Here is a 25,573-nt window from a genome sequence, read left to right as displayed (position 1 = left end):
TCGAACACGCCATAATTGGGCAGTTCGCGCTTGTCATAGCGGCCCTTGATCGCCCCGCCCGACAGCCAGACGGCTGAATTGTGGCGCTTGCCATCTTCCATCCACGGCGCCCCGATGATCATGTCCGGCGCATCGGCGGTCTCGGCGGCCAGCGTGTTCACCGCCTTCATGGAATCTTCCACCGCGGCGGGCTTCAGCACCAAATCCTCAGCCGGATATCCCAGGATGAAGAGTTCCGACAGGACAACGAGGTCAGCGCCCTTGGCCTTGCCCTCGGCCAGCGCGCCCCGCGCCAGCTCCAGATTCCCCCGAATATCCCCCACCACCGGGTTCAACTGCGCGACCAAGATTCTCAGCTTTTTGCTCATAAGGAGCATTTAGGCGGAAGCGTCAGGATACGCAATTGCTTCCTTCCATTGTTCTCCAACGAAGACTTGGGCCGGGCTTACGCAACTTGCCAAATCACCATAGCTGCTATGTTGAGAGTTGATATTGGAAGAGAAACGATGGAAGAGCTTCAAGCTGCGTTATCCGAAAAGCTGCCTACCCACTTCATGCGGGTTCTGCTTGATGGGGCGATGAGATCAATTCTAGATCAGCAGCATCCATTGCGAGCCTCGAATTTCGCGGTAGCGGCGCGGGAGCTGTTTACTCAGATCCTGCATTACTATGCGCCTGATGATGATGTTCGGAACTGTGCTTGGTTCGTACAAGATCCCAATACGGATAGAGTAACAAGAAGGCAAAGGTCGACATATGCGGTCCAGGGGGGACTCGCGGATGAATACATTAGTACCTTCGATATAGATTTAGCCGAATTGCATTCGGAAGTGGCGAACGCGATGAATGATCTGAACAGATTGGTGCACATTCAGCCACAACGATTGAACCAATCTCAAGAAGAGGTTGTTGAGTTTGGAACAGGTGTACTCTCTGCAATGGTCGCTCTTATGGATGCGATGGATCATTGCCGTGATGCAGTGGCATCCGCACTTTGGACTCAGGTATACGAAGCAATGATGTCGGAATTTGTCCGAACCACCATTGCGGAGATCGATCTAGTAGCAGGCGCTGGATATGAGCTCGACCCCCTCATTCCAATCCATGATTTTGAGATTGGACGCATCGATTCATCCAATATTGATTTACACATCAAGGGAAGTTTGTTCGTGACATTGCACTATGGAAGCGCAGATGACGGCGCGGAAATCGACCACGAATTTCCTTTTGAAATGCACTTATACGCGCCTACGAGTGTGCCGACAGATTTAGATATTCGGAGCTACGCTATTGACGACTCGAGTTGGTATGGAAGCGATGAATGAGTTTCGATTTTCACCCGATACGTGAAGGCAGTATCGGAGGGGTATTTCTACTCGGCAGATAAGTTATCTTGACTAGTGCGTTTAGGGGGTACTCGGAAAAGGTGTCAGATTTTCTATCGTATACTGTGATGCTACTTGTGGTTCTCAGAAATAACCCTACGTCGTTTTGTGTAGTTCCATCGGCCGTAACGACCGATACTGGTACTCCACCGCCATATCTGATCCCTCGCAAGAATTCTGCATAACCATTGCCTGTCGAGATGTGCAGTGCGTAAAACGCGCCAATGAGATACATCGCTAAGTAAAAACGTGGAGGCCATTTAGAATGGGGCTTCGGGAAAAAGTAAGCAATAGAAAACGGTACGACGAATGCCGCAGATAGTAGAATATTCCTAGCCCAATTGATATCCTCTGAGTTCGTCAGCCAAGAGAAGAATTCAACGATCGTCAAAGCTGAGAAGCTCATAGCGGGCCAAAAAAGCAGGATCAGAATATCCTTAACTATGGAAAAACGTCCGTCAGAACGATGCTTCAGAGATCCTTTTAGCAAGTCTTCTACTATCGTTCGGGTTCCTTCAAAGACGACAAAACCAAACACGCCGATAAAAAACCCAAGAACCAAAGAGATGAAGGTGGAAAAAGCCACGCCTTCAAATGGTGCTCGCGCGCCATACCGTCCAACATAATCAAACAAAGCGTAAGTCGACCATATCGTCAGAGTTATGCCTACCGCGATTGCTCTTATGAACCAAACTGCGTACGGACGGACATGTGAGGGAAGTGTGTCGATATGCTTGGAAATCTGTACAATCACATTCACTCCCCCTCTAAGGCGTAGAATCAACAACGCTACTACAGTAGCCTTATAAACTATCATACGATTGTTTTATAAGTCCCCGCTCTTAACTCACGCCCTGAGCATGCTATAAAACTTTGCGGCAACTACTTGTACGTATCTTCTTTTACGACGGACTTAGTTGCCACGCCTGAAGTACATCCTGGGTGATCCCTATCCGTCTGATACCCGCCAAACCCATACTCCCCGCATGGACGCGCAAACGGACATTCTGAAACGGGGGCTGGAACATGCCGGGCGGGCGGTGCTGGATGCCTCCGCGTTGGCGAACCTCCATCTCGGGCCGAAAGTGATCGGGCGCAGCGTGGCGGGGCGGATTTCCGGACGGCTCAAAATGCTGGAAACCATTGTCCGCCGTCTGATCCTGGTCCTCGCGCTCAATCTGACACTCGCCCCGGCGGCCCCGCGCGCCGCGCCCGCTGAGCCGAAGCCGGAACCAGACCTGCCCGACGGCGTCGAACTCGCCATCTTTCCGCGCCTTTATTCAAGACGTTTGAAATTGCTGCCCGCACGCCAGGTGATTGAGGGCGATTTTCCGGACATTCTCCGAACCCTTTCCGGACCCGCATCCCCGCACAAGCTGATGGCCCGGATCGCGGCGCTCCGACGCGTCATCGCAGACCCGGACGGCCATGCCCTGCGCCTCGCGCGCAGTCTCAAACGCCTGCAGAAGCATGGCGAGCCGCGCCCGGCGGTCGGCGCGGCGACCTCCGCCTTCCGCCTGTCGCCAGAGCTTGGCGCGATTGCGACGCTGCTGCCCGCGCAGATCAGGGCCGGGCTGGACTCGTGGGAAAGCTCTGGCTGACGCCTGCCTCACAACACAAAAAAATGCCGGAGCGCGTGGGGCGCGTCTCCGGCCAAAGGTTCTGGAGGAAATGGAGGGAAGGGGCCCTAGGCCATGGCCTGTTCGTCGACCACGAAAGGCCCGAGATCTTCATAGAAGCGGAACTGGTTGCGGCCACAGCGCTTGGCTTCGTACAGCGCCATGTCGGCGGCGTGCAGCAGCGGGCCTTCGCCCATACAGTCATACGGCGCAGCGGCAATGCCGATGGACGTGCTGATGCGGACGCGGTGGCCGGTCGACAGGCCATAAGGCTCGCTCAGCTTGCGCTTGAGCCGCAGGGCCAGGCCCTCAACGGCAAGGCGCGATGGCGATGTGCTGCAGACGATGAAGAACTCGTCCCCACCTGTGCGCACGGTCAGGTCGCTGTCGCGAACAATGGCTTTCATCCGGGCCGCCACGACTTTGAGCACTTCGTCGCCCGCGCCATGACCATATGTGTCGTTGACCGCCTTGAAGCCATCCAGGTCCAGCGCCAGGATAAAGAGCGGCGCGGTGTTTGAGGCTTCTGCGAGCATGGTCGGCAGCCGCTCTTCGAGGGCGCGCTTGTTCGCGAGATGAGTCAGGGGGTCCGAATAGGCCAATTTACGGACCTCCTCTTGCTTCTCGACCTGTGCGGTAATGTCGTTGGAGGTGCCGATATAGCCGGTGATCCGACCCTTGTCGTCAAAGCACGGCGCGCCGGCCATATCCATGTGATAGGTCTGGCCATCAACGTCCGTGAAAATCCCGCGCACACGGGCGTAACTCGCGGCCGACTGGACCGCATTGGTCATGATCTCGGAGTTTTCTTCATCGAACTGGATAATGTCGAGATAGTTGCACCCGACCAGGGAATTGCGGCCGCCCTGAAGTTTCTGGAGGAAGGTGCCCTCGGCATAGATCAGCTTGCCCTGGAGATCGGTTTCCCAGAACAGGTCTGAGGCCACGGCGGAGAAATTGGACAGGCGCTTCAGCGTTGCCTGGGCTTCGCTATGTTGCTGGTCCAGCTTCTTGAAGGCCCGGATCATGATCTTGTGGGCCGGCCAGAAGACCAGGAACACTTCCGCGACAATCGTCAGGACGAGGGCCAGGACCGTATAGGTCTGGATCGTACCCAGCCATTCGGCGCGCTTGTTGGCCTGCGCTTCGAAAGCGTCCGCCGCCTCTCCGAGCCGATTGGCGAGGGGGCCGGAAGCCTCATATTCAATTGCCTCAAGCGCCGCGGACGTATTCCGGCGGTCGACCAGAACCCAGTTCACATTGTTGATGAGCTCAAGAACCTTGGTATGAATGGAGTTGTCGCCTTCGGAATAGATCGCCTGAAGTGCGGCATCATCTTCGCCAAAGCGGATAAGTTCATAGTGAGACGTCTCGAACAATTTGATGCTGGCGCGCAAATTCTCCCGCAGCTCCGGCGATCCGTCTTCGGCGTAATCATGGGCGGCATGCGACATTTGCTGCAGCAACATGCGCTGGCTGCCGCTCATATTGATCGCGGTCGCATCATGCGCACCTTGGCGGAGGGCAGTCAGGGAAACGATGTGGCTGGCAAGGATCAGCGCCAGAACAATGCTCAGCGCGAGGATGTACCGATTCAGGTGCGACTCAAGAATTTCGCGCCCGGAATGGCGCTTCTTGTCGTGTTTGAATAGGGTGCGTCCGAATAACATGATGGGCGAACCATACCCAAACAGGGTTAGAATCGTCTTTCCGAATAAAGGAAATTTCTTACCGGCGTTTCAAATCTTGTTTACCTAGATATCAAGCTCTTCAACGAAAGCAGCGTTTTCCTGAATGAACCGGAAACGCAATTCGGCTTTCTTGCCCATCAACGTGTTTATCAGCTCCTCGGCTGGAACCTCGACATCGTCAATCGCCTCCAGAGTGACCCGCGCAAGCGTCCGCGTCGCCGGGTTCATTGTGGTTTCCTTCAGCTGAGACGGGTTCATCTCGCCGAGACCCTTGAAGCGGGTCATGTCGACTTTCTGGTTCGGTTTGAAGTGCTCTTTCATTTTCTCGGCCCGGTCGGCATCGTCCATCGCGTAGACGATCGTACCCTTGTTGGAGAGCTTGTAGAGCGGGGGCAGGGCCAGGAACAGGCGTCCGCTTTCGATAAGGCCCGGTGTCATCCGATAGAAGAAAGTGATCAGCAAGCTGGCAATGTGGGCGCCATCTACATCGGCATCCGTCATGATGATGATGCGGTCATACCGCAGATCGTCCATGTCGAACTTCTTGCCCAGCGCCGTGCCGAGCGCCAGTGAGAGATCATTGATCTCCTGATTGTTCATCATCTTGTCGAGCGAGGCGCTTTCGACATTCAGGATCTTGCCGCGCAGGGGCAGGATGGCCTGGGTCTTGCGGTCGCGGGCCTGCTTGGCGGAGCCGCCAGCCGAATCCCCCTCGACGAGGAACAGTTCGGTGCCGTCCGGCCCCTTGTTGGAGCAATCGGCCAGCTTGCCCGGCAGGCGAAGCTTCTTGGTGGCCGATTTGCGGCTGATATCCTTGGCCTTGCGGCGGCGCTGGCGTTCTTCCGCGCGCTCAACCGCCCAGCCGAGCAATTTGTCGGCTTCTTTCGGGCTACCGGCCAGCCAATGGTCAAACCGGTCGCGCACGGAGTTTTCCACCAGGCGGAACGCGGCCGTCGTCGACAGCTTGTCCTTGGTCTGACCGACAAATTCCGGACCCTTGATGAAAACAGACAAGAGCAAGCCGGAATGGCCCATGATATCTTCGGCGGTGATTTCGGAGGCTTTCTTGTTTCCGGTCAGTTCCCCGAAATTGCGTAGCCCTTTTGTGATGGCTGAGCGGAAGCCCGCTTCGTGCGTACCACCATCCGGGGTCGGAATAGTGTTGCAATAGGAGCGTGAAAATCCGTCCGCCTCGCCAAAGCCGGCGCGCGTCCAGGCAATGGCCCACTCGACCTTGCCTTCGCCGCCTTGATCAACGAGACCGGTAAAGGCTGCATCGGTGATGGTCGCCTTGTCCTTGAAGACTTCATCCAGCTGGTCTGCCAATCCGTTCGGATAGGAGAGCGTGGCTTCGGCAGGAACCTTGGAATCTTCTGGCAGCAGGGAAGGATCACAGCTCCAGCGTACTTCAACGCCTCGATAGAGATAGGCTTTTGATCGCGCCATCTGAAACAGGCGGGCCGGGCGGAAACGCATCTTTTCGCCGAAGATCTGGAAGTCCGGCTTGAACTTCACCACGGTCCCCCGGCGATTTGGCGCCGTGCCGACTTTTTTCAACTTGTCCTGCGGAATGCCGCGCGAGAAGGTCTGCCGGTACAGGATCTTGTCGCGTGCGACTTCAACTTCGACCAGTTCCGACAGCGCATTGACGACCGAAATGCCGACGCCGTGCAGGCCGCCGGCGGTCTCATAGGCCTTGTCGGAGAACTTGCCGCCCGCATGCAGTGTGGTCATGATGACTTCCAGCGCGGACTTTTTCGGGAATTTCGGGTGTGGATCAACCGGAATGCCGCGGCCATTGTCGCTCACCGCCAGGAAGCCATCGGCGTCGAGCTTGATCTCGATCCGGCTGGCATGCCCGGCCACCGCTTCATCCATGGAGTTGTCCAGCACCTCGGCAAAGAGGTGATGATAGGCGCGCTCATCCGTGCCGCCAATATACATGCCGGGGCGTTTGCGGACAGGTTCAAGGCCTTCGAGGACCTCGATATCCTTGGCGGAATAGCCGGTACTTTCTGTACTCATTTGGTCAAACAGCTTTGCTTGCTTGGCGGCTGCCATATGATGTCTCCGATAAGGGCGGGCGACTCAGTGTCGATATGGGAGAACATAAGATGACAGCCTCGATTAATACGGCGTTAACCCTGGAGAGCGGGCTTACATTCCCCAATCGGCTTGTGAAGGCGGCAATGACAGAGGGACTCGCTGATCCTCGCAACCGGGTAACTGAAAGCCATCTGACATTGTATCGCCGCTGGGCGGAAGGCGGCATAGGCGGGATGATCACAGGAAATGTCCAGATTGACCGCAATCATCTCGAGCGTGCGGGAAATGTGGTCATAGACGGCAAGCCGTCAAATGAAGAGATGGATATGTTCTCGCGCTGGGCCGACGTTGGCAAATCTCATGGCGCCGCAATGATCATGCAGGTCAGCCATGCCGGACGCCAAACGCCAAAACTGATCAATCCGAGCCCCGCTGCGCCAAGTCCGGTCGCGCTGGGCTTGCCGGGCGGCCAATTCGGTCAGCCCCGCGCGATGACTTTGGACGAGATCAAAGCCGTGATCGAAGGCTTCGGCCGGGCCGCCAGCGTTGCAAAGCAGGCGGGCTTTGACGGTGTTCAGGTTCATGGCGCGCATGGCTATTTACTTTCTTCGTTCCTGTCGCCGCTGGCGAACCAGCGCCAGGATGACTATGGCGGGCCGCTGGAAAACCGCGCGCGCCTCCTCGCCGAATGCGTCAGGGAATCGCGCATTGCGGCAGGGCCGGGGTTTTCGGTTTCGGTAAAGCTCAATTCCGCAGACTTTCAGAAAGGCGGGTTCAGTTTTGAAGATTGTCTCGGCGTGATCGACATTCTGAACGAGCTTGGCGTCGACTTTGTCGAGATATCCGGGGGTAATTATGAACAGCCCCGCATGATGGACAGCGAAGGCCTGGAGCCGGTTTTTGAGCAGAATGTCCGTGAATCCACGCGCGAACGGGAGGCCTACTTCCTGAAATATGCCAAAGCAGTGCAGGCGCGCAGCCAGTTGCCACTCATGGTGACAGGCGGATTTCGCACGACCGAGGCCATGAATTCGGCGCTTGCGGAAGGGGAGGCCGACCTGATCGGTCTTGGCCGGCCGCTCTGTGTCGAGCCGGACACGCCGAAACAGCTCTTGTCCGGAGAGGTCGCTGCCGCCGCGCAATGGGAGAAAACATTGCGCCTCGGGCCGGGATGGCTGGGGCCGAATTCTCCCATCAAACTGGTGAAGGCGCTGAACGGTTTTGGCGTTATCGGCTGGTATTATGAACAGTTGCGCAGGCTTGGCGCCGGCGAGGCCCCGGATACGGGATTGGGCGTGCTTTCTGCCTTCCTGGCCAATCAGAAAAATGAAAGCCGCACCGAAAAGGCCAGAAAAGCCGCAATGCCCTGATAGGAGACGGTTTCCACAGAAGAGGGAATTTCCTGAGCATCCGGTGGCTTGAACCGGCCTGCATCGCCCTCCACATCTGGTGAAACGCCCGACTCCTGCCATCATCGGCAGGTAGGGTTTCCTGAGCTGCCGCCCAGTCGGGGCTCAATTTGAAGAAGGAGGCATTGTAGATGCCAGGTATAAAGAACCTTCCGGTGTTGCCGCTTCGGGACATCGTTGTGTTTCCAGACATGGTCGCGCCCCTGTTTGTTGGGCGGGACAAGTCTGTACGGGCCCTCGAAATGATCGAAGAGGCCGACAATGAAATCATGCTGGTCGCCCAGCGCGACGCGGCCATAGACGACCCGGGCTCAGATGATGTCCACGAGGTCGGCACGATTGCCACCATTTTGCAGCTGCTCAAGCTGCCTGACGGTACGGTGAAAGTGCTGGTCGAAGGCAAGACGCGTGCGCGTCTGAACCAGCTGCACGACCGCGGCGAATATTTTGAAGCTGAAGTCGAAGCCTATGACGAGGCCCAAGGCACCGATGATGACGTGCAGGCACTCATGCGTGCCGTGCAGGAGCAGTTTGAAAATTACGTCAAGCTGAACCGCAAGATCCCGCCGGAATCCGTCACCACGATTGCTGCGCTGACCGAGCCTGGTCGTCTGGCCGATGCGGTGGCGTCGAACCTGTCTGTCAAACTCTCCGAAAAGCAGGAATTGCTCGAACTTCCCGATGCGAAAGATCGCCTCGAGAAGGTCTTCGCCCTCATGGAAGGCGAAATGGGCATGTTGCAGATGGAGCGGAAGATCAAGAACCGCGTCAAGCGGCAGATGGAGAAGACCCAGCGCGAATATTATCTGAACGAGCAGATGAAAGCGATTCAGCGCGAGTTGGGCGAGCAGGGCGGCGATGGCGCTGAGCGCGACGAGCTGGCCGACCTTGAGCAGAAGATTGCGGATGCCCCGCTGTCTGAAGAGGCGCGCCTGAAGGCCGAAGCCGAGATCAAGAAGCTGCGTCAGATGTCGCCAATGTCTGCGGAATCGACTGTCGTGCGGAATTATCTCGACTGGCTGCTGGCCCTGCCTTGGGGCACGCGCAAGGAAATCGAGACCAATCTCGCCAAGGCCGAGAAGCAACTTGATGACGACCATTATGGTCTCGACAAGGTGAAAGAGCGGATCCTGGAATATCTCGCCGTGCAGAAACGCACCGGCAAGATGAAAGGACCGATCCTCTGCCTGGTGGGCCCTCCGGGCGTCGGCAAGACTTCGCTTGGCCGCTCCATCGCTGAAGCCACGGGACGCGACTTTGTGCGCGTGTCGCTGGGCGGCGTGCGGGACGAAAGCGAAATTCGTGGCCACCGCCGGACCTATATCGGCTCCATGCCGGGCCGGGTGATCCAGTCGCTGAAGAAGACCAAGACGGGCAATCCGCTCTTCCTGCTGGATGAGATCGACAAGATGGGCATGGACCATCGCGGCGATCCGGCATCTGCCTTGCTGGAAGTGCTGGACCCTGAGCAGAACTCGACGTTCAACGATCACTATCTGGAAGTCGATTACGATCTTTCTGACGTGATGTTCGTGACGACGGCGAACTCGCTCAACATGCCGCAGCCGCTTCTCGACCGGATGGAGATCATCCGCATCGCAGGCTATACCGAGGACGAGAAGGTGGAGATCACCAAACGTCACCTCATCCCGCAGGTCCGTGAAGATCACGGCCTGAAGGAAGGGGAGTGGATTGTGGCAGATGAGGCCATTCGCGACCTTGTTCGGTACTACACCCGCGAAGCCGGTGTGCGGAGCCTGAAGCGCGAAATTGCACGGCTGGCCCGCAAGACGGTCCGCATCCTGTCTGACAAGGAGGGCGAAACCCTGACGGTGACGTCGGAGAACCTTCCCGAATTCGCAGGCGTGCGGAAATTCCGCTACGGTCTCGCCGACGAGACCGACCAGCTTGGTGCGGTGACAGGCCTTGCCTGGACCGAGACCGGCGGTGACCTGCTCACCATCGAGGCGGTCAAGATGCCGGGACGCGGCAACATGAAGGTCACGGGCAACCTCCGCGACGTCATGAAAGAGTCGATCCAGGCGGCCAGCTCGCTGGTCCGATCCCGGTCTGTCATGCTCGGCATCAAGCCGACCGTATTCAACACGACCGATATCCACGTGCACGTGCCCGATGGCGCGACGCCAAAGGATGGCCCGTCCGCGGGTGTTGCCATGACAACGGCGATTGTCTCGCTGCTGACCGGCAACCCGGTTGACCGGGAAGTGGCCATGACGGGCGAGATCAGCCTGCGGGGACGCGTCCTGCCGATTGGTGGCCTGAAAGAGAAACTGCTCGCAGCTCTGCGCGGCGGCATCAAGACGGTGCTGATCCCGGAAGAGAACGAGAAGGATCTCGAGGACATTCCGGAGAATGTGAAGACCGGCCTGAAGATTGTACCCGTTTCGGACATCAATGAAGTGCTGGCCATCGCGCTGACGCGGCCCTTGTCGCCGATAGAGTGGTCAGAAGCAGATGAAGCCGCATTGCAGGCCTCATTGTCCGGTCAGCCGGGTAATCAGGCGACCGATCCGGCCCGTCCTCACTAGGCTGAATTGAGACTTATGACAGGCGGCCGTTCAAACACTGAACGGCCGTCTTGCTTTTTCTCTCAACCCCGTGCATTTGAGCGGGATTGGGGCGGTTAGCTCAGTTGGTAGAGCATCTCGTTTACACCGAGAGGGTCAGCGGTTCGAACCCGTTACCGCCCACCATAAAAACAAGGCACTAGCCTGTGGAAAAAAGAACATCAGAGAACAGTTTACAGCATAGTTTACAGGTTCTGTTCTTGTTCCGTCCTTAAAATGTGGCGCTCATCCGCCCAGAACGGTCGCGGCAAACGTGTGTGCGAGCTTGATTTTTTTGCATGTCTTAGGTGTCCAGTCGAACAGATCGGTGAGGACTTTATCAGTGAAGCGGTCCCGGCTTAGCCGCTGCTCGATTACTTCCCTTCTTGCCGTCCACCACCGTCAGACACACGCATGAACAGTGCGAGAAGCGGTTCGTTGATATAGTAATTGTTCCGGCCGGCCTGATGCTTGGTCACGAAACCCGCTTCGGCCAGTTGGTCGAGATACTTGGTGGCGGTCGGTCGGCTGACATGCAGGTCGTGCATCACATAATCGATGCGCGTGTAAGGGTGGCGGAAGATGTTGTTCAACAAGTCCTGACTGTAGATCTTGCCGAGCTCTGCTCGCATCCGTTTCTTGTAGTCCGCCATCTGGGCGCGCAAGCCTTCGATCAGCTGCAGGGTCGTCTGAGATGTCTCTGCCACCGCTTCCAGAATGTAGAGTACCCAATCTTCCCAGGCGCCGTCATCTCGCACGGCCTGCAGCAATCGATAATAGTCGCTTTTCGTACCTGTGATGTGACGGCTGAGATAGAGAATGGGAATGTCGAGCAGGCCCGTGCGCGTCAGATAAAGTACATTAAGGATGCGCCCGATGCGGCCATTGCCGTCCGGGAACGGGTGGATGCTCTCAAATTGATGGTGAATGATCGCCATTTTGATGAGCGGGTCCAGATCGCAGGCGTCATCATCATTGATGAAGACTTCGAGCCCAGCCATAAGGGTTTCAATCTCACGCGGGCCCTGTGGTGGCACATAGACGGTTTCGCCTGTGCGATCATTCTTCAGCTCTGTTCCGGCCTGCGTTCTGAAGCCATCGTCTCGCCCCTTCAACAAACGAAACATGTCGATGATGATGCGGTTGGTAATCAATCCCTGTGTCTTGCGTAGCTGGTCAAATCCAAGTCTCAGGGCATCACGATAGAGCGCCACCTCTTTTGCGGCTGCTGAGCCAGGTCCTTCGGGGAACAAGTCTGCCTGGAACAGTTCGTCTTGAGTGGTGACGATGTTTTCAATTTCAGAACTTGCCTTGGCCTCCTGCAAGGCCAGCGTGTCGATCAAGATACCCTGGTTGGGGATGGCTTTGGCTGCGCCCTTCAATTCCGCCAGTGCCCTGTTGGCGCGCGCAAGTGCCTTCAGCACCGGTACCGTCTCTATCTCGACCGGTGGCGGAAGGTCTGGCAATTTGTACGAGGAATCTGGTAATTTCGACATGATATGTCAAAGAAACGCAATTTTCTTTACATGTCCAGCTAACGTGTAAAGAAAATCACCAAATTGGTGTAAATCAACACCAAGCGATTTCTTACCTATGCAGGCGGGATACTCTACGAGACCTGGCTCCTAGAGCGAAGTCGTCATCGCTTCAATGACAGCTGCATCTGACACGTAAATCCGCTTCATTTTCGCAAGTGTGCCGGGCGTCCAGCCGAACAAATCGGTCAGAACCTGATCTGATATCAGAGTCGGGTAAAGGTGCTGAAGGATGACCATATTCGTCGCGCATGTCTTGCGCATGTCGTGGATGGTTGGACCGTGGTTTTCAGGGCCAAGTCCTATACGGCTGCGATGGCGATCAAAGCTCGTGCCGAACCCTTCTGCAGTCCAAGGCTTGCCCTTGCTGGAGAAAAGAATCGTGAGGGGTGCCGTCGCGAGTTTGGCGCGCGCCGCATCGATTTCATCAAGCAACGACCGAAGCGGAGGCGTGATGGGGATAAGGGCAGTGTTGCGGCCACGGCTCTTGCCCGTAGGAATGATCAGATGCTGCTTCGTGATCGCCGAAAGGGGCAAGCGGGTCAGATCTTCACGGCGAAGTCCGGTGTGAAGAGCCAGCTTGAACGCCCAGGCCAGATGCGCCGACGCGGTCTTGAGAAACTTTGCCTGCTCTTCCAGAGACCAAATACGCGCTTCCGTCGGCCGTTCGTAAAGCGGCTCGATTCCATGCGCTCGGTTCCAGTCCAGTCGCCCGTCCTTTTTGCACCAGGTCAGGAAGGCCGACAGAGCCAGGACGGCCTCATCAGCTGAGCTCGGAGAGTGACCCCAGACACGATCACGGTGGGACGTGATAAACTTGATAATGCGTCTGCTATCGAAAACCGAAAGCGGTGCGTTCGCAGCTGGCTGGCCCGCCTTCAGGGGCATTTCCAACCACTTGTCGAGGTACTTGATCCTGGCCGTTTGCCCTTTTGTCTTCATCTTTCTGAATGCGGGAGACTTCTTCCGATAGAGCATAACCGCCATGGCGAACGAATCTGCGACTGGCGCTCTTTCATCCTCCATCACCTCTGAATAGGCCTGGATGAATTCTGGGGGCAGTCGCTTGCCAGGCTCATCCAACCTGGATCCTTCACTCGTCCAGAACTTTGGGCCACCGCGAAACGCGTAATAATAGTAGCGGGTCTGACCCGTCGCGAGCTTCTTCGCAATTACATGCAGTCCCTTGATGGACATGGTCAGCTCCCTAGCCATTTCGCCTCCGAATCAGTTTCGAGCCTGAGAGAGGCCTTGTCCAGAAGCGTAATCTCGCCGTCAGGCATGAGCCGAACGCCGCATACGTCAAATCCTGTATCTTTCGCTGCAGCGATCAGCGTTTTGAGGCGGCGCTTGATTTCACAGGTTTTTAGATGTGGGGGTATCTGCGTTCGGGCCATTGCTCGACATCACTGGTACGTTTGAGTCTTCATGGCCTTACGAAAGCCAGGATCGCTCGAAAGGAAAGCTTCAAGCATCAGAGGAACCAGCATAGCCACCGATGACTCAGCTCCGTAGGTTGCTGCATGGATCCGAGAATACGCTTCGAGGTCCGCAGCCAGAGATGGCTCGAGACTGATCGACAGTTTCTGCGGCGTCCGGTCCGGTAGTGGCCCGATCTTCAAACTGACTTCACTCATGGTTGTATGCCTCCTTCATAAGGTTTCAGAACAATGTCCTTGTTGACCAGCACACCGAGCCGCCAACCGGGCCGGATGGTGATCGAGGGCTGGACTTCGAGATTGCGGCGCACGATTTCCTGACCGGCTTCATTAGCGCCGGTCTGTGCCGAACGGCGAAGCGCCCGGGCAATGTCGCCTTCGTCATCGCTTGCGAGTTCGGATCCGACGCCGAGCAGGGTGGAGAGCGCGACACCCTGGAGCAATTTCCAGGAATGATAGTCGACCTTGTCTGCCAGCCCCGCATAGCCGCGGGCATCGACGCCAGCTAGATTGTCGATCCGGATCGAGGTGCCGTCCGGCATCATGATCCGGCTCCAGACGAGCAGCGCGCGCGACTGGCCGAACGCGATGACACTGTCATAGCGACCGATGAGCCTCGCGCCCTGCGGCACGAGCACGATCTCTCCCGTGACCGTGTCATAGACCGGGCTCGTCACCTGCGCGATGACCTGTCCGGGAAGATCGGAGTTCACGCCCGTCAGCAGGGTTGCCGGAATAATCGTCCCCGCCATCAGCTGGTACGGAGAGACCGGCGTCTCCAGCCGGTGTGGATTGTAGATCGATGGATCAGGATCGGCGCCAAGAAAGTCGAGCTTTCGAACCTGACGGTTCGGGTCTTCACTTAAAGATGACCCGAACGCGCTGCCGTCGGACGGCGCAAATGCCGACAAGTCCGGGAAGCTCAACGAAGCAGGCGCCGCGGGCGCAACACTGCCGATGCCATTGTTCGACCCGGCACTCGCACCAACCTGGAAAAACACCCCGCTCCCACGTGCCGCATCAGAGAGGGCTGCTTCACGTTCTCGTAACTCCGCCTCCAGCGCCGCCAGGTGTTCCCGCATCGGATCCGCCTCAGGCGCATCTTCCTCCGACAATCCCATGCGCCCTTCGCGCTGCGCCTTTAAGATGGGTGTGCCGAGATCGCCTGGAAGCGGCGGTCCGAGAATGTCCTCCCGCGGTAGCTCGCCATAGGATTTCGGAAGCTCTGACAGGCCATCCGCCTCCGGATTGTGCCCGGTGTTGTAAAGCTCACGCGCGGGGCCACCAGCGTCTTCCTTCGGACCCTGCAAGGCAAAGGCCAGCGAGCCGAGTACAATCGCACTGCCAGTCCCAAACAGGATCATGAGCGCCCGCTTGGAAAACCGTTTGACGGGTCTCGGGCGGCCGCGGATTTCAAGCGGCTTGGGTGGAGGGGAAGCAGCTTCAGTCATGGCCGCGCGCCGCCAAGATCATTGCGCGCAATCTTCACGACATCCTGGCGCTTTTCCCCGAGGCGCAGCTCTGCGCGGGCGAACAGGCGGTCGACGACATAATAGTCGCCTGACATGCGATAGTTGACGAGCTGGGCCTTGCCGTCCCGGCCGATGACGAACAGGGCCGGGGCTTCGCCCTGGTCGAGCCGGGCCGGGAACTGGATATAGACCTTGCGGCCATCGTCAAAGACGCGATCCGGCCGCCAGTGTGGGAAATCCCCATCCAAATCGTACCGGAACTTTAGCCGTTCGAGCTGCAACCCTGCAGACGACGGCGATGCCGACGCACCTGCCGCGCCAGACCTCGCCACCCGCGTCACCAATTGCTGGTCTGCATAGCGCCATGAGACAGCCGCCATATAGGTCTCTTCGAACGCGCGCAGTTCAAGATGGTAGGCACGAAGGCTCGTCGTGATGATGAGGTTCGTTTTGAGGCCCGCCTGTGTCGGCTTGATCAGGATATGGGCCTGCGCGCCGTCACCGGTGCCGGAGATCGTATCCCCGAGCACCCATCGCACCGTGTCGCCAGCCGAGACCGAAACGAGTTCCTCGCCCGGCTGGAGGACGATGTCGGTCACCTGCTCGGGTGCGCAATAGACTTGGTAGAGCGCGCCCACTGTATAGGGATAGACTTGGATCGCGTTCATGTAATTGTCGAGCGAGGGTTCGACAGCAGCCTTGCCGTTTGCGGTCTCGATCGCCTGATAGGGTTTGAGGGATTGCGTCTCCGTCTTCGTGGGCATCGGCTTCAGCTGGTCGGGCACGGTCCCCGACACAATTGTCGGCGTATAGGTGCGGTAGACGACCGGCGTCGAAGACAGGTCCGCGTCTGTAAGATGGATCTCTTCGGCGTCAGGGGCGAGATAGAGATCTTCGACATAGTCCGGTTCATCGAGTGTAATGTCTGGACCGACGGCTGCGGGGAAAGACTCGCAGGCCGCGAGGGCGGACGAGGCGAGGAGGATCAGGGCAAAGCGTTTCATGGGGGATATGCTCCTATTGATGGTCTTTCGACCAGTTGAGGCCGTGGACGTAGAGGCCGAGGGGATTGGCCCGGAGGGCCTCTTCGGTGCGGGGTGGATCGATGACGATCGAGAACACGCCGGTATGGTTTGACTGGCCGGTCTCTGTGCCGTTGCGATAGGCCGTCTCGCGCCAGCGCACCGTGAAGCTGTCATCAGAGGCGCGCACGACGCTCGTCACATCGACGGACACCGATCTGCGTCCGAGATCCGCAAACGGGTCATTGTCGCGGGCATAGTCGTTGAGCGTCGCGGCTGCCCGGTCGGTCGCATAGGCATAGGCCTTCAGCCAGTTCTGCCGGACAATAACCGGATCAATCGAGATGGACCGCGTATTCTTGACGAACTCGGCGAGATGGAAGGCGATCTGCGCATCAGTCGGCTCGTAGCGTCCGTCGGCCGGGCCGACGGCGCGCACGGCGCCTTCGCCGGTCAGCTCGACTACATAGGGCGTGACGAAGGATTGGGTCGAACGCCAGACGAGCCCACCCGCGAGCACGAACGAGAGGCCAAGGCTGCCTAGTGCGGCCAGCCGCCAGTTTGCCGCCTGTACGCGGGCAGACCCGATCCGGTCGTCCCAGGCCTGTGCGGCGCGCTGGTAGGGCGTCACAGGTTCCGGTGTCTCGCCATAGCGGGTGGATGTTCGCTTCCAGAGCTTCATGTCAGTCCTCGTCATTCTTCAGTTGTATCGACGTGCCGCCGCCGGGACGGTCGCCGTCGCGGACGGCAGAAGCCGCCATCATCCCGGCATCCCGGGTGGACTGGTCGCGTCTTATGCGCCGGGCCCAGTCCGGGGATGAGTTCTGCCCATTGGCAGGACTGGCGTTTGGCGCGCCTGTTCCGCCGGTTGCCGCGAAAGCGGCACGCGCGCCTGCCTGGTGACTTGTTTCAGGAGACCCGAAGACGCGGCTTGCAAAGCCGCGCGCACCGGACGCCGCGGCCCGTGCCCCGGCGCCGGCAACCCCGCTCATGCCGGCCATGGCCGCGCCGACACCAGTCTTGCCGGAGGCTGCCGCATTCATCTGGTAGGCCGTGCGCGCCCCGCCCGTCATCGAGGCGGCGGCGCCGACCGCACTGCGCGCGCCACCGGCGGCTGCCCCCACGGCCGATTTGGCGAGGCTGCCACCCGCGACGGTTCCGGCGGCAACGCCAGCGGCTGAGCCGATCGCCGCGCCTGCGCCGAGCTGCGGTGCCCCGGAGACAAGGCCTGTGGCGATGCCGGGTCCGAACAGGCCGAGGGCCAGAAGCGAGAGGGATCCGAGGATGACGGAGGCAGCCTGTTCCAGGGTCACCTCGTCTGGCTGGAAGGTCGATGTGATGGAGGAGAAGATTGTCGAACCAATGCCGACAATGATCGCCAGCACCATGAGCTTGATGCCCGACGCGATGACATTGCCGAGGACTTTCTCGGCGAGGAACGACGTCTTGTTCCAGAGCGCAAAGGGTATCAGCACGAACCCGGCCAGTGTCGTCAGCTTGAATTCGATGATGGTGACGAAGAGCTGGATGGCGAGGAAGAAGAACGCAAGGAGCGTGATGATCCAGGCGAGGAACAGGACAGCGATGATGACGATGTTCTGGAAGAAGGCGATCGGGCCCGTGAGCTTCTCGATTTCGTCGAGCAGGGGCAGGGCCGCATCAAATCCGGTTGCGGCCACGAAACCGGGTTTCATGATATCGTCAGCGGTGATCGTGCCGCCGGTGGCATTGAGGCCGAGCTGCGCAAAGCTCATGAACACGACGTCCGACAGGAGCGCGAAATTGCCGAGGATCAGCGCGAAGGCGCCGACATAGAGGACCTTCTTCAGGAACCTGCCGACAATGTCGGTATCGGGGCCCATGGCCCAGAAAAGTCCGGCGAGCGTGATGTCAATTGCGATGAGGGCGCTTGTCAGGAAAGCGACATCCGGCTGCAGGAGACCGAACCCGCTATCGATGTAAGCGGAGAAGGTCGCAACAAACTGGTCGATGACGCTCAGGTCTTCCATGGCCCTAATCCCGCCTGTAGGCGACGCCGTCGCCGCGGAAGCGTTTGTGACGAATGCGGGCCTGTTCCTCGATGGCCGCCCGGCGGGATTCTTCGAGCGCCACCATCCGGTATTGCGCCGCCATCAATTGCTGCATCTGCATCTGTTGTTCGACGGAAAGTGCGACAAGCTGGTTACCCGCCTGGGCGACTGACAGGTTGCCGGTTGCCGCCTGGCTCTCGCGGGCAAGGTCGCTCAGCGTCTCGCGGGAGTCTGCAATCGAGGTCACGATTCCCGACTGGACCTGGATCGAAGCCCGGAACGCGTCCCGGCTGATCCGCCACTGATCAGCAGCTTCAACCACGATCTCCTCATTGGAGAGGTCTTCATAGGAGTCGGGGAAGGCCTCTTCGTATTGGCGTTCGGACTCTTCGACTTCGTAAGTGACCTCGCCCGCTTCGCGCATCAGCGTGTCGATCCGCTCGAGCACGCGTTTGAGGTGTTCGATTGAGGCATAGTCGAGCCGTTTCAGGTCCTCGGCCTGGTTCACCAGCATCTGCGCCTCATGCTGGAGTTGCTGGATCTGGTTGTTGATCTGTTCGAGCGTATTGGTGGCCGTCACGACATTCTGAACGAGGTTCGTCGGGTCGATCACGACATCGCCGACGCCCAGAAGGGCGTTTGCCGGTGGTGCAATCAGGCTGAGCGAGGACACTGACCCAAGAAGAATGGCGATCATTCGGCGGCGCATGGCACGTCTCCTTCTGTCCCGATCAGGTCTGCGGCCCAATGGAGCCCGCGCGCGGCAAGCCAGGCCGGCGCGAACCCGTCCGGGCCTGAAGCACTAAGAATCTCGGAGATCAGATTCTGATCAGCCTTCGATCCGGCGGCGCAGAAGGCGAGCGCAACCGGCCCCAGATCGAGGTCGAACAGGCGGTTTCCATCCGGACACTGAACATAGTAGTCGCGCTTCGGGGTCGCCCGCGCGATCAGTTCGACCTGACGGGCATTGAGTCCGAACGCTTCATACGCTGCGCGCTGCGAGGGCTCCTCGGCGCGCGCATTGGCCAGGAAGATGCGGGTCGGTGCGCTCTCGATGAGGCTTGGCGCGATCGCGCTTGCCGAAATGTCCGACAGGCTCTGCGTCGCGAACACGACGGACACGTTCTTCTTGCGGAGTGTCTTCAGCCAGTCGCGAAGGCGCCCCGCAAACATCGGATGGTCGAGGAACAGCCAGGCCTCGTCGAGGATCAGCATTGTCGGCCGCCCGTCGAACCGGGCTTCGAGCTTCGTGAAGAGATGCGCCAGAACCGGCGCTGCCAGACGCTTGTCCTGCATCAGCGCGTCCATTTCGAAGCAGAGGACATCCCCTGATGCCAAACTGTCCTCATCGGCATCGAGCAGGGCACCATAGGGACCGGCCAGCGTATAGGGTTCCAGCGCCTGCCGAAGCTCTGATGACTGCACCAGCGCTGTAAGACCCGTCAGAGTGCGTTGCGCCACCGGTGCCGCGCCAAGGCTCTGCAGAGCCGTCCAAACGGCCTGCTTCACTTCGGGCGTCACAGCGACGTTTTCTTGAGCAATCAGACCCAACACCCAAGCCTGTGCTTCGGCGATCCCGGCTTCGCTATCAATGTCCCGCAAGGGCTGGAACGCAAGGTCGCCGTCGAGGCCGAGGTCGTACCAGGTACCGCCAAGGGCAAGCGTCGCGCAGCGCGCCGAGCCACCCTTGTCGAAGATGAAGACCTGCGCCCGCTCGTAGCGGCGGAACTGCAAGGCGAGGAGCGATAGCAACACCGACTTGCCGGCCCCAGTCGGTCCGACCACCATCATGTGCCCGACATCGCCCTGATGGGTCACCAGCCGGAACGGGGTCGAACTTGCCGAGCGGGCCATCAGGAGCGGCGGGCCGTCCAGGTGCGTGTTACGCTCCGGCCCTGCCCAGAGTGCCGACAGGGGCGCCATATGGGCAAGATTGATCGTATTGAGCAATGGTTGGCGGACATTGGCATAGGCTTCGCCTGGAAGCGTGCCGAGCCAGGCTTCGACTGCATTGACGCTTTCCGAGACGCAGGTGAATCCACGCCCCCGGATCACGCGCTCAACGGCGCGGATCTGGTCTTCGGCGATCGCGGCATCCGCATGCCGGACCACAATCGCCGTCGTGCAGTATCCGAAGGCGACATGACCTGCGCCAAGGGCTTGCAGCGCTTCATCGGCATCGGCGGCCTGGTTGTCGGCGTCTGAGTTGAGGAGCGTCGCAGGCTCATTGGTGAGGATTTCGCGGACGTAAGAGGTGAGCGACCGGCGCTTCGCAAACCAGTTGCGCATATAGACACCCAGCGTCTTCTCGGCGTCCGGCTTGTCGAGCGGCAGGAACCTTGTCACCCAGCGATAGGCAAAGCCGAGCTGGTCGAGCTCCGAGAGCAGTCCAGGCTCGCCCGTCGCCGGGAACCCGTTGATCGTGAGCACTTTTAGCGTCTCGTCGCCTAAGAGGGGTGAAAGACCACCGGTCAGGGAGGTGTCGACCAGGAGCGCATCGAGGCACATCGGCAGCGACGGTGCCTTCACCGTCTGCCGCGTCACCGAGATGCAGGCATGAAGGTAGGTCAGCGTCTCATCATCATCCAGGAACCGCGCCTCGGGCATGAGATCCGCCATCATGTCGCGCACGCGAGATGTTTCGGTTTCGAAATGGGTTAGGTGCTCGCTCCAGAACGCTGCCGGGGCGTCTGCCGGATCCTCGATGAAGAGCTGCTCGATCCGGGCCGTCCGGTCGGCCGGCGGCATCCAGGTGAGGGTCAGGTAGCAGTCGGTCTCGAAGTGGCGCCCATGCTCTTCAAACGCCGCGCGGCGTTCCTCATCGACGAGCCAGGCGGCGCCATCGCGCCAGATGCTTTCGGGATAGGTGACGGATGGTCGCCGGTCGGCCTCGATATGCAGCGCCCATCCGGATCCGAACCGGCTGAGGAGATTGTTGATGCGGGCTGTTACGGCGACGAGTTCTTCCGGCGTCGAGCTTTCGAGATCGGGGCCCCGGTAGCGGATCGTCCGCTGCAGGCTGCCATCCTTGTTGAGGATGATGCCGGGCGCGATCAGGCAGGCCCATTTGAGATGGTCGGCAAGCGCAGCCGGCCGGGCGCGGTATTCCCGGAGATTCAGCATGCGTAATAGCCTCTCGTCCGGATGTGCCGGATCAGTACGTCGGCAAATTGCGGATCGCGCCTTGCAGCGAACACGCAGATACCCTGCCCCACAATCCAGAAGACGAGCCCCACGCCCCAGAGCTGCAGGCCGATGCCGAGTGCGGCCGCCAGCGTGCCATTGACGATGGTCGCAAGCCTTGGCGCCCCGGCAAGCAGGATGGGCGCTGTCAGCGAGCGATGCACCGGCACGCTGTAGCCAGGGGGCAGGGGGCGGTTGTCAGCCATCAGAGCGTCGCCCCGCCGCCGAACGAGAAGAAAGAGAGAAAGAATGAAGTCGCTGCAAAGGCGATCGAGAGACCGAACACGATCTGCAACAGCTTGCGCATGCCGCCGCCGCTCTCGCCGAAGGCAAGGCCGAGGCCTGTCAGGATGATGACGATTGTTGCGAGGATCTTGGCGACCGGCCCTTCGATGGAGTCGAGGATCGACTGCAGCGGGGCTTCCCAGGGCATGCCGGAGCCAGCCGCATGAGCCGGGAAGGTGAGCGCGACGGCAAGTGCCGTCAGGCTCAGGGCTTTGATCAGTCTGTATTTCATTGGGATTACGTCCTTTCTGGAGCGGTGGAGAGAAGCAGTTCGGAAAAGGGCAGGCTCGGCAGGACGAGCTGCAGGTCCGGCTGGACGGACACGAGGTCGTAGCCGCCGCGCCCAAGCCCGTTCATGCGCGCGACCGTCTCGACGCGGTGCGCACCGGCCCGCCGCGTGATGTAGACGACACAATCAATTGTCTCGGCGATGAGATCATGCGGCACCTGCGCCGAAGTCTCGCCGATCAGCTGTTCGAGCCGGGAGAGGCCGGCAAGGGCGGAGTTGGCATGCAGGGTCGCGATCCCGCCCGGATGGCCGGTATTCCAGGCCTTCAGCATGTCGAGGGCTTCAGCGCCCCGGACTTCGCCGATAATGATCCGGTCGGGGCGCAGGCGAAGGGTCGAGCGGACAAGGTCTGCAAGCGTCACCGATCCCGGCTGCGTACGCAGCTGGACCGCATCGCGCGCAGTCGAGACAAGTTCGCGCGTGTCTTCGAGAATGACCAGCCGGTCGCCCGTGCGGGCAATCTCGGCCAGTAGCGCATTGGCGAGCGTCGTCTTGCCTGAGCCCGTGCCGCCGACAACGAGAATGTTCTCGCGGTCCAGAACGGCTTGCCGGAGGGCCTCGGCATGATGGGCAGCCATCATGCCGGACGACACATACTCATCCAATGCGATCACCCTTCCGGCAGGCTTGCGGATCGAGAAGCAGGGCCCCGGCGCGACGGGCGGCAGGACGCCTTCAAACCGTTCCCCGCCAATGGGGAGTTCTGCGGACACGATGGGGGAGGCTGCATCGGCACGCCGGCTCATATGGCTTGCGACGAGCCGGATGACGCGCTCCACGTCGCCAGCGGTGACAATCAGACCGGACTCGGTCCGGCCAGACCCGTGCCGCTCGATCCAGAGCCTGCCATCGGGATTGATCATGATTTCGACGACGGCGGGGTCGTCCAGCGCGGCAACAATCTCGGTCCCTAATGCCGTCACCAGCATGGCGCGTGTCCGTGTCTGGCTTTGTGCGTCACGCATCGACCCGCACCTCGCCCAATTGTTCGGGCTCGCGCTCAAGACTGGCAGCTTCTGCCGTCACATCCTCGACGGCATTCTGCAGAATGCGCTGTCCGGAGCGGAGCGCCTCGGCGACCTGCCGGACGAAGAGATCGAACCGTAGGTCGCCCTTGGCCCGCGCCGCCTCGACCTGGTTGGCGGGCACGGGCGGTGTCACCGTCAGGAAATAATGCACGAAGGTCGCGAGCGTTTCGGCCAGGACAAGATTGTCCCGCTCGATCCGCCCGAACTGCCGCGTCAGCCGGTCGAGCCGGCGGTTGATCGCCGCTTCGCGCTTATTGTCGGACTCGCCTGCCCGGTAGGCCGTCACTGCCCCATCGATGATCGTGCTTTCTGACAGGCCAGGGCGTTTGGCCATGGCCTTCAGCCAGTGAAAATTCTCTGGCGAGATATAGGGCTGGATCCGGGGCTTCATTGGCCATTCCCCGTGAGATCAATGCCGGTCGCCTGTTCGAGGCTGTCAGCCTGGACGAGCGCGTCGAAGAGGCTGGGCTGAGGGGCGCCGCGCGTTCGAGCCGGAGATCTGCCAGGCTTCGTGGGTGCTGAGACCCTTGCGCGATCCTCGGCCGCATCGCGCGCCTTCTGAGGCCCAAGGCCCTCCACATCAGGTTCGAGCTCTGCGGCCTGCATGAGGCCTTCATGGATCGCGCGAACTTCGGACCCCCAATCATTACTCCGCGCGTTCGGAATGCAGGCTGCGAAGGCAGGGGCGTCTTTGAGGCGTTCGGTAAAGTTCTGGTCTTCATAGTAGCGGAGCTTTATCGCCCGTACCGGAGGTGAGCCTGCGACAAGGACAAGCTCCTGATCCGAAGGCAGCTGCATCACCTCGCCGGGGGTCAGCAACTGTCGGGCGGTTTCCTGGCGCGACACCATCTTGTGCGACAGCCAAGGGGCCAAGCGGTGGCCTGCATAGTTCTTCATGGCCCGCTGTTCGGTCTTGGTCCCGAGCGCATCGGAAATCCGCTTGGCCGTGCGCTCGTCATTGGTCGCGAACGCCACCCTCACATGACAATTGTCGAGGATCGCGTTCGAGGGACCATAGGCCTTCTCGATCTGGTTCAGTGATTGCGCGATCAGGAAGGCCTTGAGGTTATAGCCGGCCATGTAGGCAAGTGCGCTTTCGAAGAAGTCGAGCCGTCCGAGGGCAGGGAACTCGTCCAGCATGAACAGGACCCGCCGGCGGGATTTTGCCGCTGCAGCCGACACATGAGGTGCCAGAAGTCCGCACGCGCTCAGGATGTTTGCCACAAGCGATCTGCCACGCGAGACCAAGGACGGACGCACATCCAGATGTTCGGTGAGCCGGCGTCCGACCTGGTTCAGGATGAGGCGCATCAGCGGCTTGGTGCGAGATAGGTCCGAGGGCGGTACAACCAGGTAGAGCGACAGCGGCCGGTCGCCAGACACAAGGTCCTCGATCCTGAAGTCGCTGCGGGAGGTCACTTCTGCGACAACGGGATCGCGATAGAGTGAAAGGAACCTCAAAGCCGTCGAGAGTACACCCGAAAGCTCGTTCTCCGACTGGTTCATCAGTTCACGGGCCGTCTCGGCGACGACGGGATGAACCTTGGGCGCTTCGCTCGTGCCGAGGTGGTTTGTCCGGAGCATGATCGACAGCGTCGTGCGGAATGTCCGGTCGGGATCTGCAAGGAAGCTCGCCACACGCGCCAGCGTCTTCTCACGCTCGGCATAGAGGACATGCAGGATAACCCCGACGAGCAGCGAGTTCGCCTTGTCGACCCAGTGCCCGAGATCGCCAAGCTTGCCCTGCGGGTCGACGAGAATGTCGGCAATGTTCTGGACATCGCGCACTTCGCAATGCCCGCGCCGGACTTCCATGAGGGGATTGAAGTGGGCCGAGGCGACATCGGTCGGATCGAACCGCACACAATGGGAAAACTCTGAGCGCCAGCCGGAGGTCAGCTGCCAATTCTCGCCCTTGATGTCATGCACCAGCACCGAATGCGGCCAGGAGAGGAGTGTTGGCACGACAAGCCCTACACCTTTGCCGGACCGTGTCGGGGCAAACGCCATGACATGGTCCGGTCCGTCATGGCGGAGGTAAGAACCCGTTGCCTGACCTAGGAACACACCGGAAGGTTTGAGCAAGCCGGGCTTGCGCAAATCCTTGCTTTCCGCCCAGCGCGCTGAGCCGAAAGTCGAGACCCGCTTGTCCCAGCGTGCGCGGAGGATCGATCCCGTCACCGCAATCACGATGGCCGCGACACCGCCCGAACCGGCGATCAGTCCGCCCCGGTCGAACACATCCGGCGCATAGGCATCGAATGAGTACCACCACCCGAAGAATGCCCAAGGCACATAGACCGGCATGTCGAGGATGACGAAGAGTGGCTCGCCCAAACGGGGCGACCAGCCCAGCGACAAGGCTGTCCACTGGGTTGCGCACCAGAGCGCCACCAGGACGACGAGCGATACCAGGATGATCTGCCAGAAGAGGTTCGTGCCATGTTTCATGACGCAGAACCTGACCAATCATCGCCTCACGCTCCAGAGAGGGAATTGGGGGAAATCAGGGGGGTATTCTGAAGTTTTGGGAACGGCAGGGTGACAGACGTGAAGTTGCGGGAAGAATTTGC

22 protein-coding genes and 1 tRNA gene are annotated in these 25,573 nt (G+C 59.7%); 5 read left to right on the top strand and 18 right to left on the bottom strand.

Features of this window, described 5'->3' with window-relative positions; all coding sequences use genetic code 11:
- The coding region (locus tag B2344_RS04630; protein WP_290484757.1) for a nitrilase-related carbon-nitrogen hydrolase at positions 1-368 on the bottom strand (368 nt) is incomplete at its 3' end.
- Between the two features lie 108 nt (positions 369-476).
- On the opposite strand from B2344_RS04630, the gene B2344_RS04625 reads away from it, so the two are divergent.
- The gene (locus tag B2344_RS04625) at positions 477-1,325 is read left to right on the top strand and encodes a hypothetical protein (protein ID WP_290484756.1); all 849 of its coding nucleotides are present in this window, start codon (positions 477-479) and stop codon (positions 1,323-1,325) included.
- Positions 1,326-1,335: 10 nt separating this feature from the next.
- Here B2344_RS04625 and B2344_RS04620 read toward each other — a convergent pair whose 3' ends face one another.
- Positions 1,336-2,019 (bottom strand): hypothetical protein, encoded by a 684-nt coding sequence (locus B2344_RS04620; protein ID WP_290484755.1) that lies wholly within the window; start codon positions 2,017-2,019, stop codon positions 1,336-1,338.
- A gap of 352 nt (positions 2,020-2,371) precedes the next feature.
- Between B2344_RS04620 and B2344_RS04615 the strand changes: the two genes are divergently transcribed.
- On the top strand, positions 2,372-2,986 hold the full coding sequence (locus B2344_RS04615) for a hypothetical protein (RefSeq protein WP_290484754.1): 615 nt from the start codon (positions 2,372-2,374) through the stop codon (positions 2,984-2,986).
- Positions 2,987-3,072: 86 nt separating this feature from the next.
- Here the strand turns inward: B2344_RS04615 and B2344_RS04610 are convergent, their stop codons facing one another.
- Positions 3,073-4,674, bottom strand: coding sequence for a diguanylate cyclase domain-containing protein (locus tag B2344_RS04610; RefSeq protein WP_290484753.1), 1,602 nt, complete (start codon positions 4,672-4,674; stop codon positions 3,073-3,075).
- A gap of 84 nt (positions 4,675-4,758) precedes the next feature.
- Complete coding sequence (gene parE / locus B2344_RS04605) at positions 4,759-6,756, bottom strand: DNA topoisomerase IV subunit B (RefSeq protein ID WP_206992285.1); 1,998 nt, start codon at positions 6,754-6,756, stop codon at positions 4,759-4,761.
- 38 nt (positions 6,757-6,794) lie between these two features.
- Between parE and B2344_RS04600 the strand changes: the two genes are divergently transcribed.
- The 3 genes from B2344_RS04600 (at position 6,795) to B2344_RS04590 (ending at position 10,864) form a co-directional block, all read left to right on the top strand.
- Positions 6,795-8,111, top strand: coding sequence for an NADH:flavin oxidoreductase/NADH oxidase family protein (locus B2344_RS04600; protein ID WP_349679776.1), 1,317 nt, complete (start codon positions 6,795-6,797; stop codon positions 8,109-8,111).
- A 170-nt stretch (positions 8,112-8,281) separates the two neighbouring features.
- The gene (gene lon, locus B2344_RS04595; RefSeq protein WP_290478643.1) at positions 8,282-10,699 is read left to right on the top strand and encodes an endopeptidase La; all 2,418 of its coding nucleotides are present in this window, start codon (positions 8,282-8,284) and stop codon (positions 10,697-10,699) included.
- A gap of 89 nt (positions 10,700-10,788) precedes the next feature.
- Positions 10,789-10,864: transfer RNA gene (locus tag B2344_RS04590), tRNA-Val, on the top strand.
- Positions 10,865-11,091: 227 nt separating this feature from the next.
- On the opposite strand, the gene B2344_RS04585 is transcribed toward B2344_RS04590, so the two are convergent.
- The 14 genes from B2344_RS04585 to traG all read right to left on the bottom strand — a co-directional run bounded on the left by B2344_RS04585 (position 11,092) and on the right by traG (position 25,451).
- Positions 11,092-12,213, bottom strand: coding sequence for a Fic family protein (locus tag B2344_RS04585; protein ID WP_290484752.1), 1,122 nt, complete (start codon positions 12,211-12,213; stop codon positions 11,092-11,094).
- A gap of 129 nt (positions 12,214-12,342) precedes the next feature.
- Positions 12,343-13,449 carry a tyrosine-type recombinase/integrase gene (locus B2344_RS04580; protein WP_290484751.1) on the bottom strand — a complete coding sequence of 369 codons (1,107 nt, stop codon included), beginning with the start codon at positions 13,447-13,449 and terminating at the stop codon, positions 12,343-12,345.
- 209 nt (positions 13,450-13,658) lie between these two features.
- A complete protein-coding gene (locus B2344_RS04575) occupies positions 13,659-13,889 on the bottom strand; it encodes a DUF2274 domain-containing protein (protein WP_290484750.1) in 231 nt (76 codons plus the stop codon).
- Positions 13,886-15,142 (bottom strand): TrbI/VirB10 family protein, encoded by a 1,257-nt coding sequence (locus B2344_RS04570; protein WP_290484749.1) that lies wholly within the window; start codon positions 15,140-15,142, stop codon positions 13,886-13,888. Before B2344_RS04570 ends, B2344_RS04575 begins: the two co-directional genes overlap by 4 nt.
- The gene (gene trbG, locus B2344_RS04565; protein WP_290484748.1) at positions 15,139-16,167 is read right to left on the bottom strand and encodes a P-type conjugative transfer protein TrbG; all 1,029 of its coding nucleotides are present in this window, start codon (positions 16,165-16,167) and stop codon (positions 15,139-15,141) included. The genes B2344_RS04570 and trbG overlap by 4 nt, the downstream gene beginning before the upstream one ends.
- 13 nt (positions 16,168-16,180) lie before the next feature.
- Positions 16,181-16,867 carry a conjugal transfer protein TrbF gene (gene trbF / locus B2344_RS04560; RefSeq protein ID WP_290484747.1) on the bottom strand — a complete coding sequence of 229 codons (687 nt, stop codon included), beginning with the start codon at positions 16,865-16,867 and terminating at the stop codon, positions 16,181-16,183.
- Position 16,868: 1 nt separating this feature from the next.
- Positions 16,869-18,194, bottom strand: a complete 1,326-nt coding sequence (gene trbL, locus B2344_RS04555) for a P-type conjugative transfer protein TrbL (RefSeq protein WP_290484746.1) — start codon at positions 18,192-18,194, stop codon at positions 16,869-16,871.
- A gap of 4 nt (positions 18,195-18,198) precedes the next feature.
- Positions 18,199-18,924, bottom strand: a complete 726-nt coding sequence (gene trbJ / locus B2344_RS04550; RefSeq protein ID WP_290484745.1) for a P-type conjugative transfer protein TrbJ — start codon at positions 18,922-18,924, stop codon at positions 18,199-18,201.
- A complete protein-coding gene (gene trbE, locus B2344_RS04545) occupies positions 18,909-21,338 on the bottom strand; it encodes a conjugal transfer protein TrbE (RefSeq protein WP_290484744.1) in 2,430 nt (809 codons plus the stop codon). Before trbE ends, trbJ begins: the two co-directional genes overlap by 16 nt.
- Complete coding sequence (locus tag B2344_RS04540) at positions 21,332-21,604, bottom strand: VirB3 family type IV secretion system protein (RefSeq protein WP_290484743.1); 273 nt, start codon at positions 21,602-21,604, stop codon at positions 21,332-21,334. Before B2344_RS04540 ends, trbE begins: the two co-directional genes overlap by 7 nt.
- The gene (locus B2344_RS04535) at positions 21,604-21,915 is read right to left on the bottom strand and encodes a TrbC/VirB2 family protein (RefSeq protein WP_290484742.1); all 312 of its coding nucleotides are present in this window, start codon (positions 21,913-21,915) and stop codon (positions 21,604-21,606) included. Before B2344_RS04535 ends, B2344_RS04540 begins: the two co-directional genes overlap by 1 nt.
- Before the next feature lie 5 nt (positions 21,916-21,920).
- Entirely contained in the window at positions 21,921-22,937 is a 1,017-nt protein-coding gene (trbB, locus tag B2344_RS04530; RefSeq protein ID WP_290484741.1) for a P-type conjugative transfer ATPase TrbB, read from the bottom strand.
- The gene (locus tag B2344_RS04525; RefSeq protein ID WP_290484740.1) at positions 22,930-23,391 is read right to left on the bottom strand and encodes a CopG family transcriptional regulator; all 462 of its coding nucleotides are present in this window, start codon (positions 23,389-23,391) and stop codon (positions 22,930-22,932) included. The genes trbB and B2344_RS04525 overlap by 8 nt, the downstream gene beginning before the upstream one ends.
- Positions 23,388-25,451, bottom strand: a complete 2,064-nt coding sequence (traG, locus tag B2344_RS04520; protein WP_290482822.1) for an IncP-type conjugal transfer protein TraG — start codon at positions 25,449-25,451, stop codon at positions 23,388-23,390. Before traG ends, B2344_RS04525 begins: the two co-directional genes overlap by 4 nt.
- Positions 25,452-25,573 lie beyond the last annotated feature (122 nt).

It is taken from the genome of Hyphomonas sp. UBA3195 (assembly GCF_002366485.1).
Taxonomy (GTDB): domain Bacteria; phylum Pseudomonadota; class Alphaproteobacteria; order Caulobacterales; family Hyphomonadaceae; genus Hyphomonas.
The sequence above is the reverse complement of the archived record's forward strand: the minus strand, read 5'-3'. Positions and strand labels throughout refer to the sequence as shown.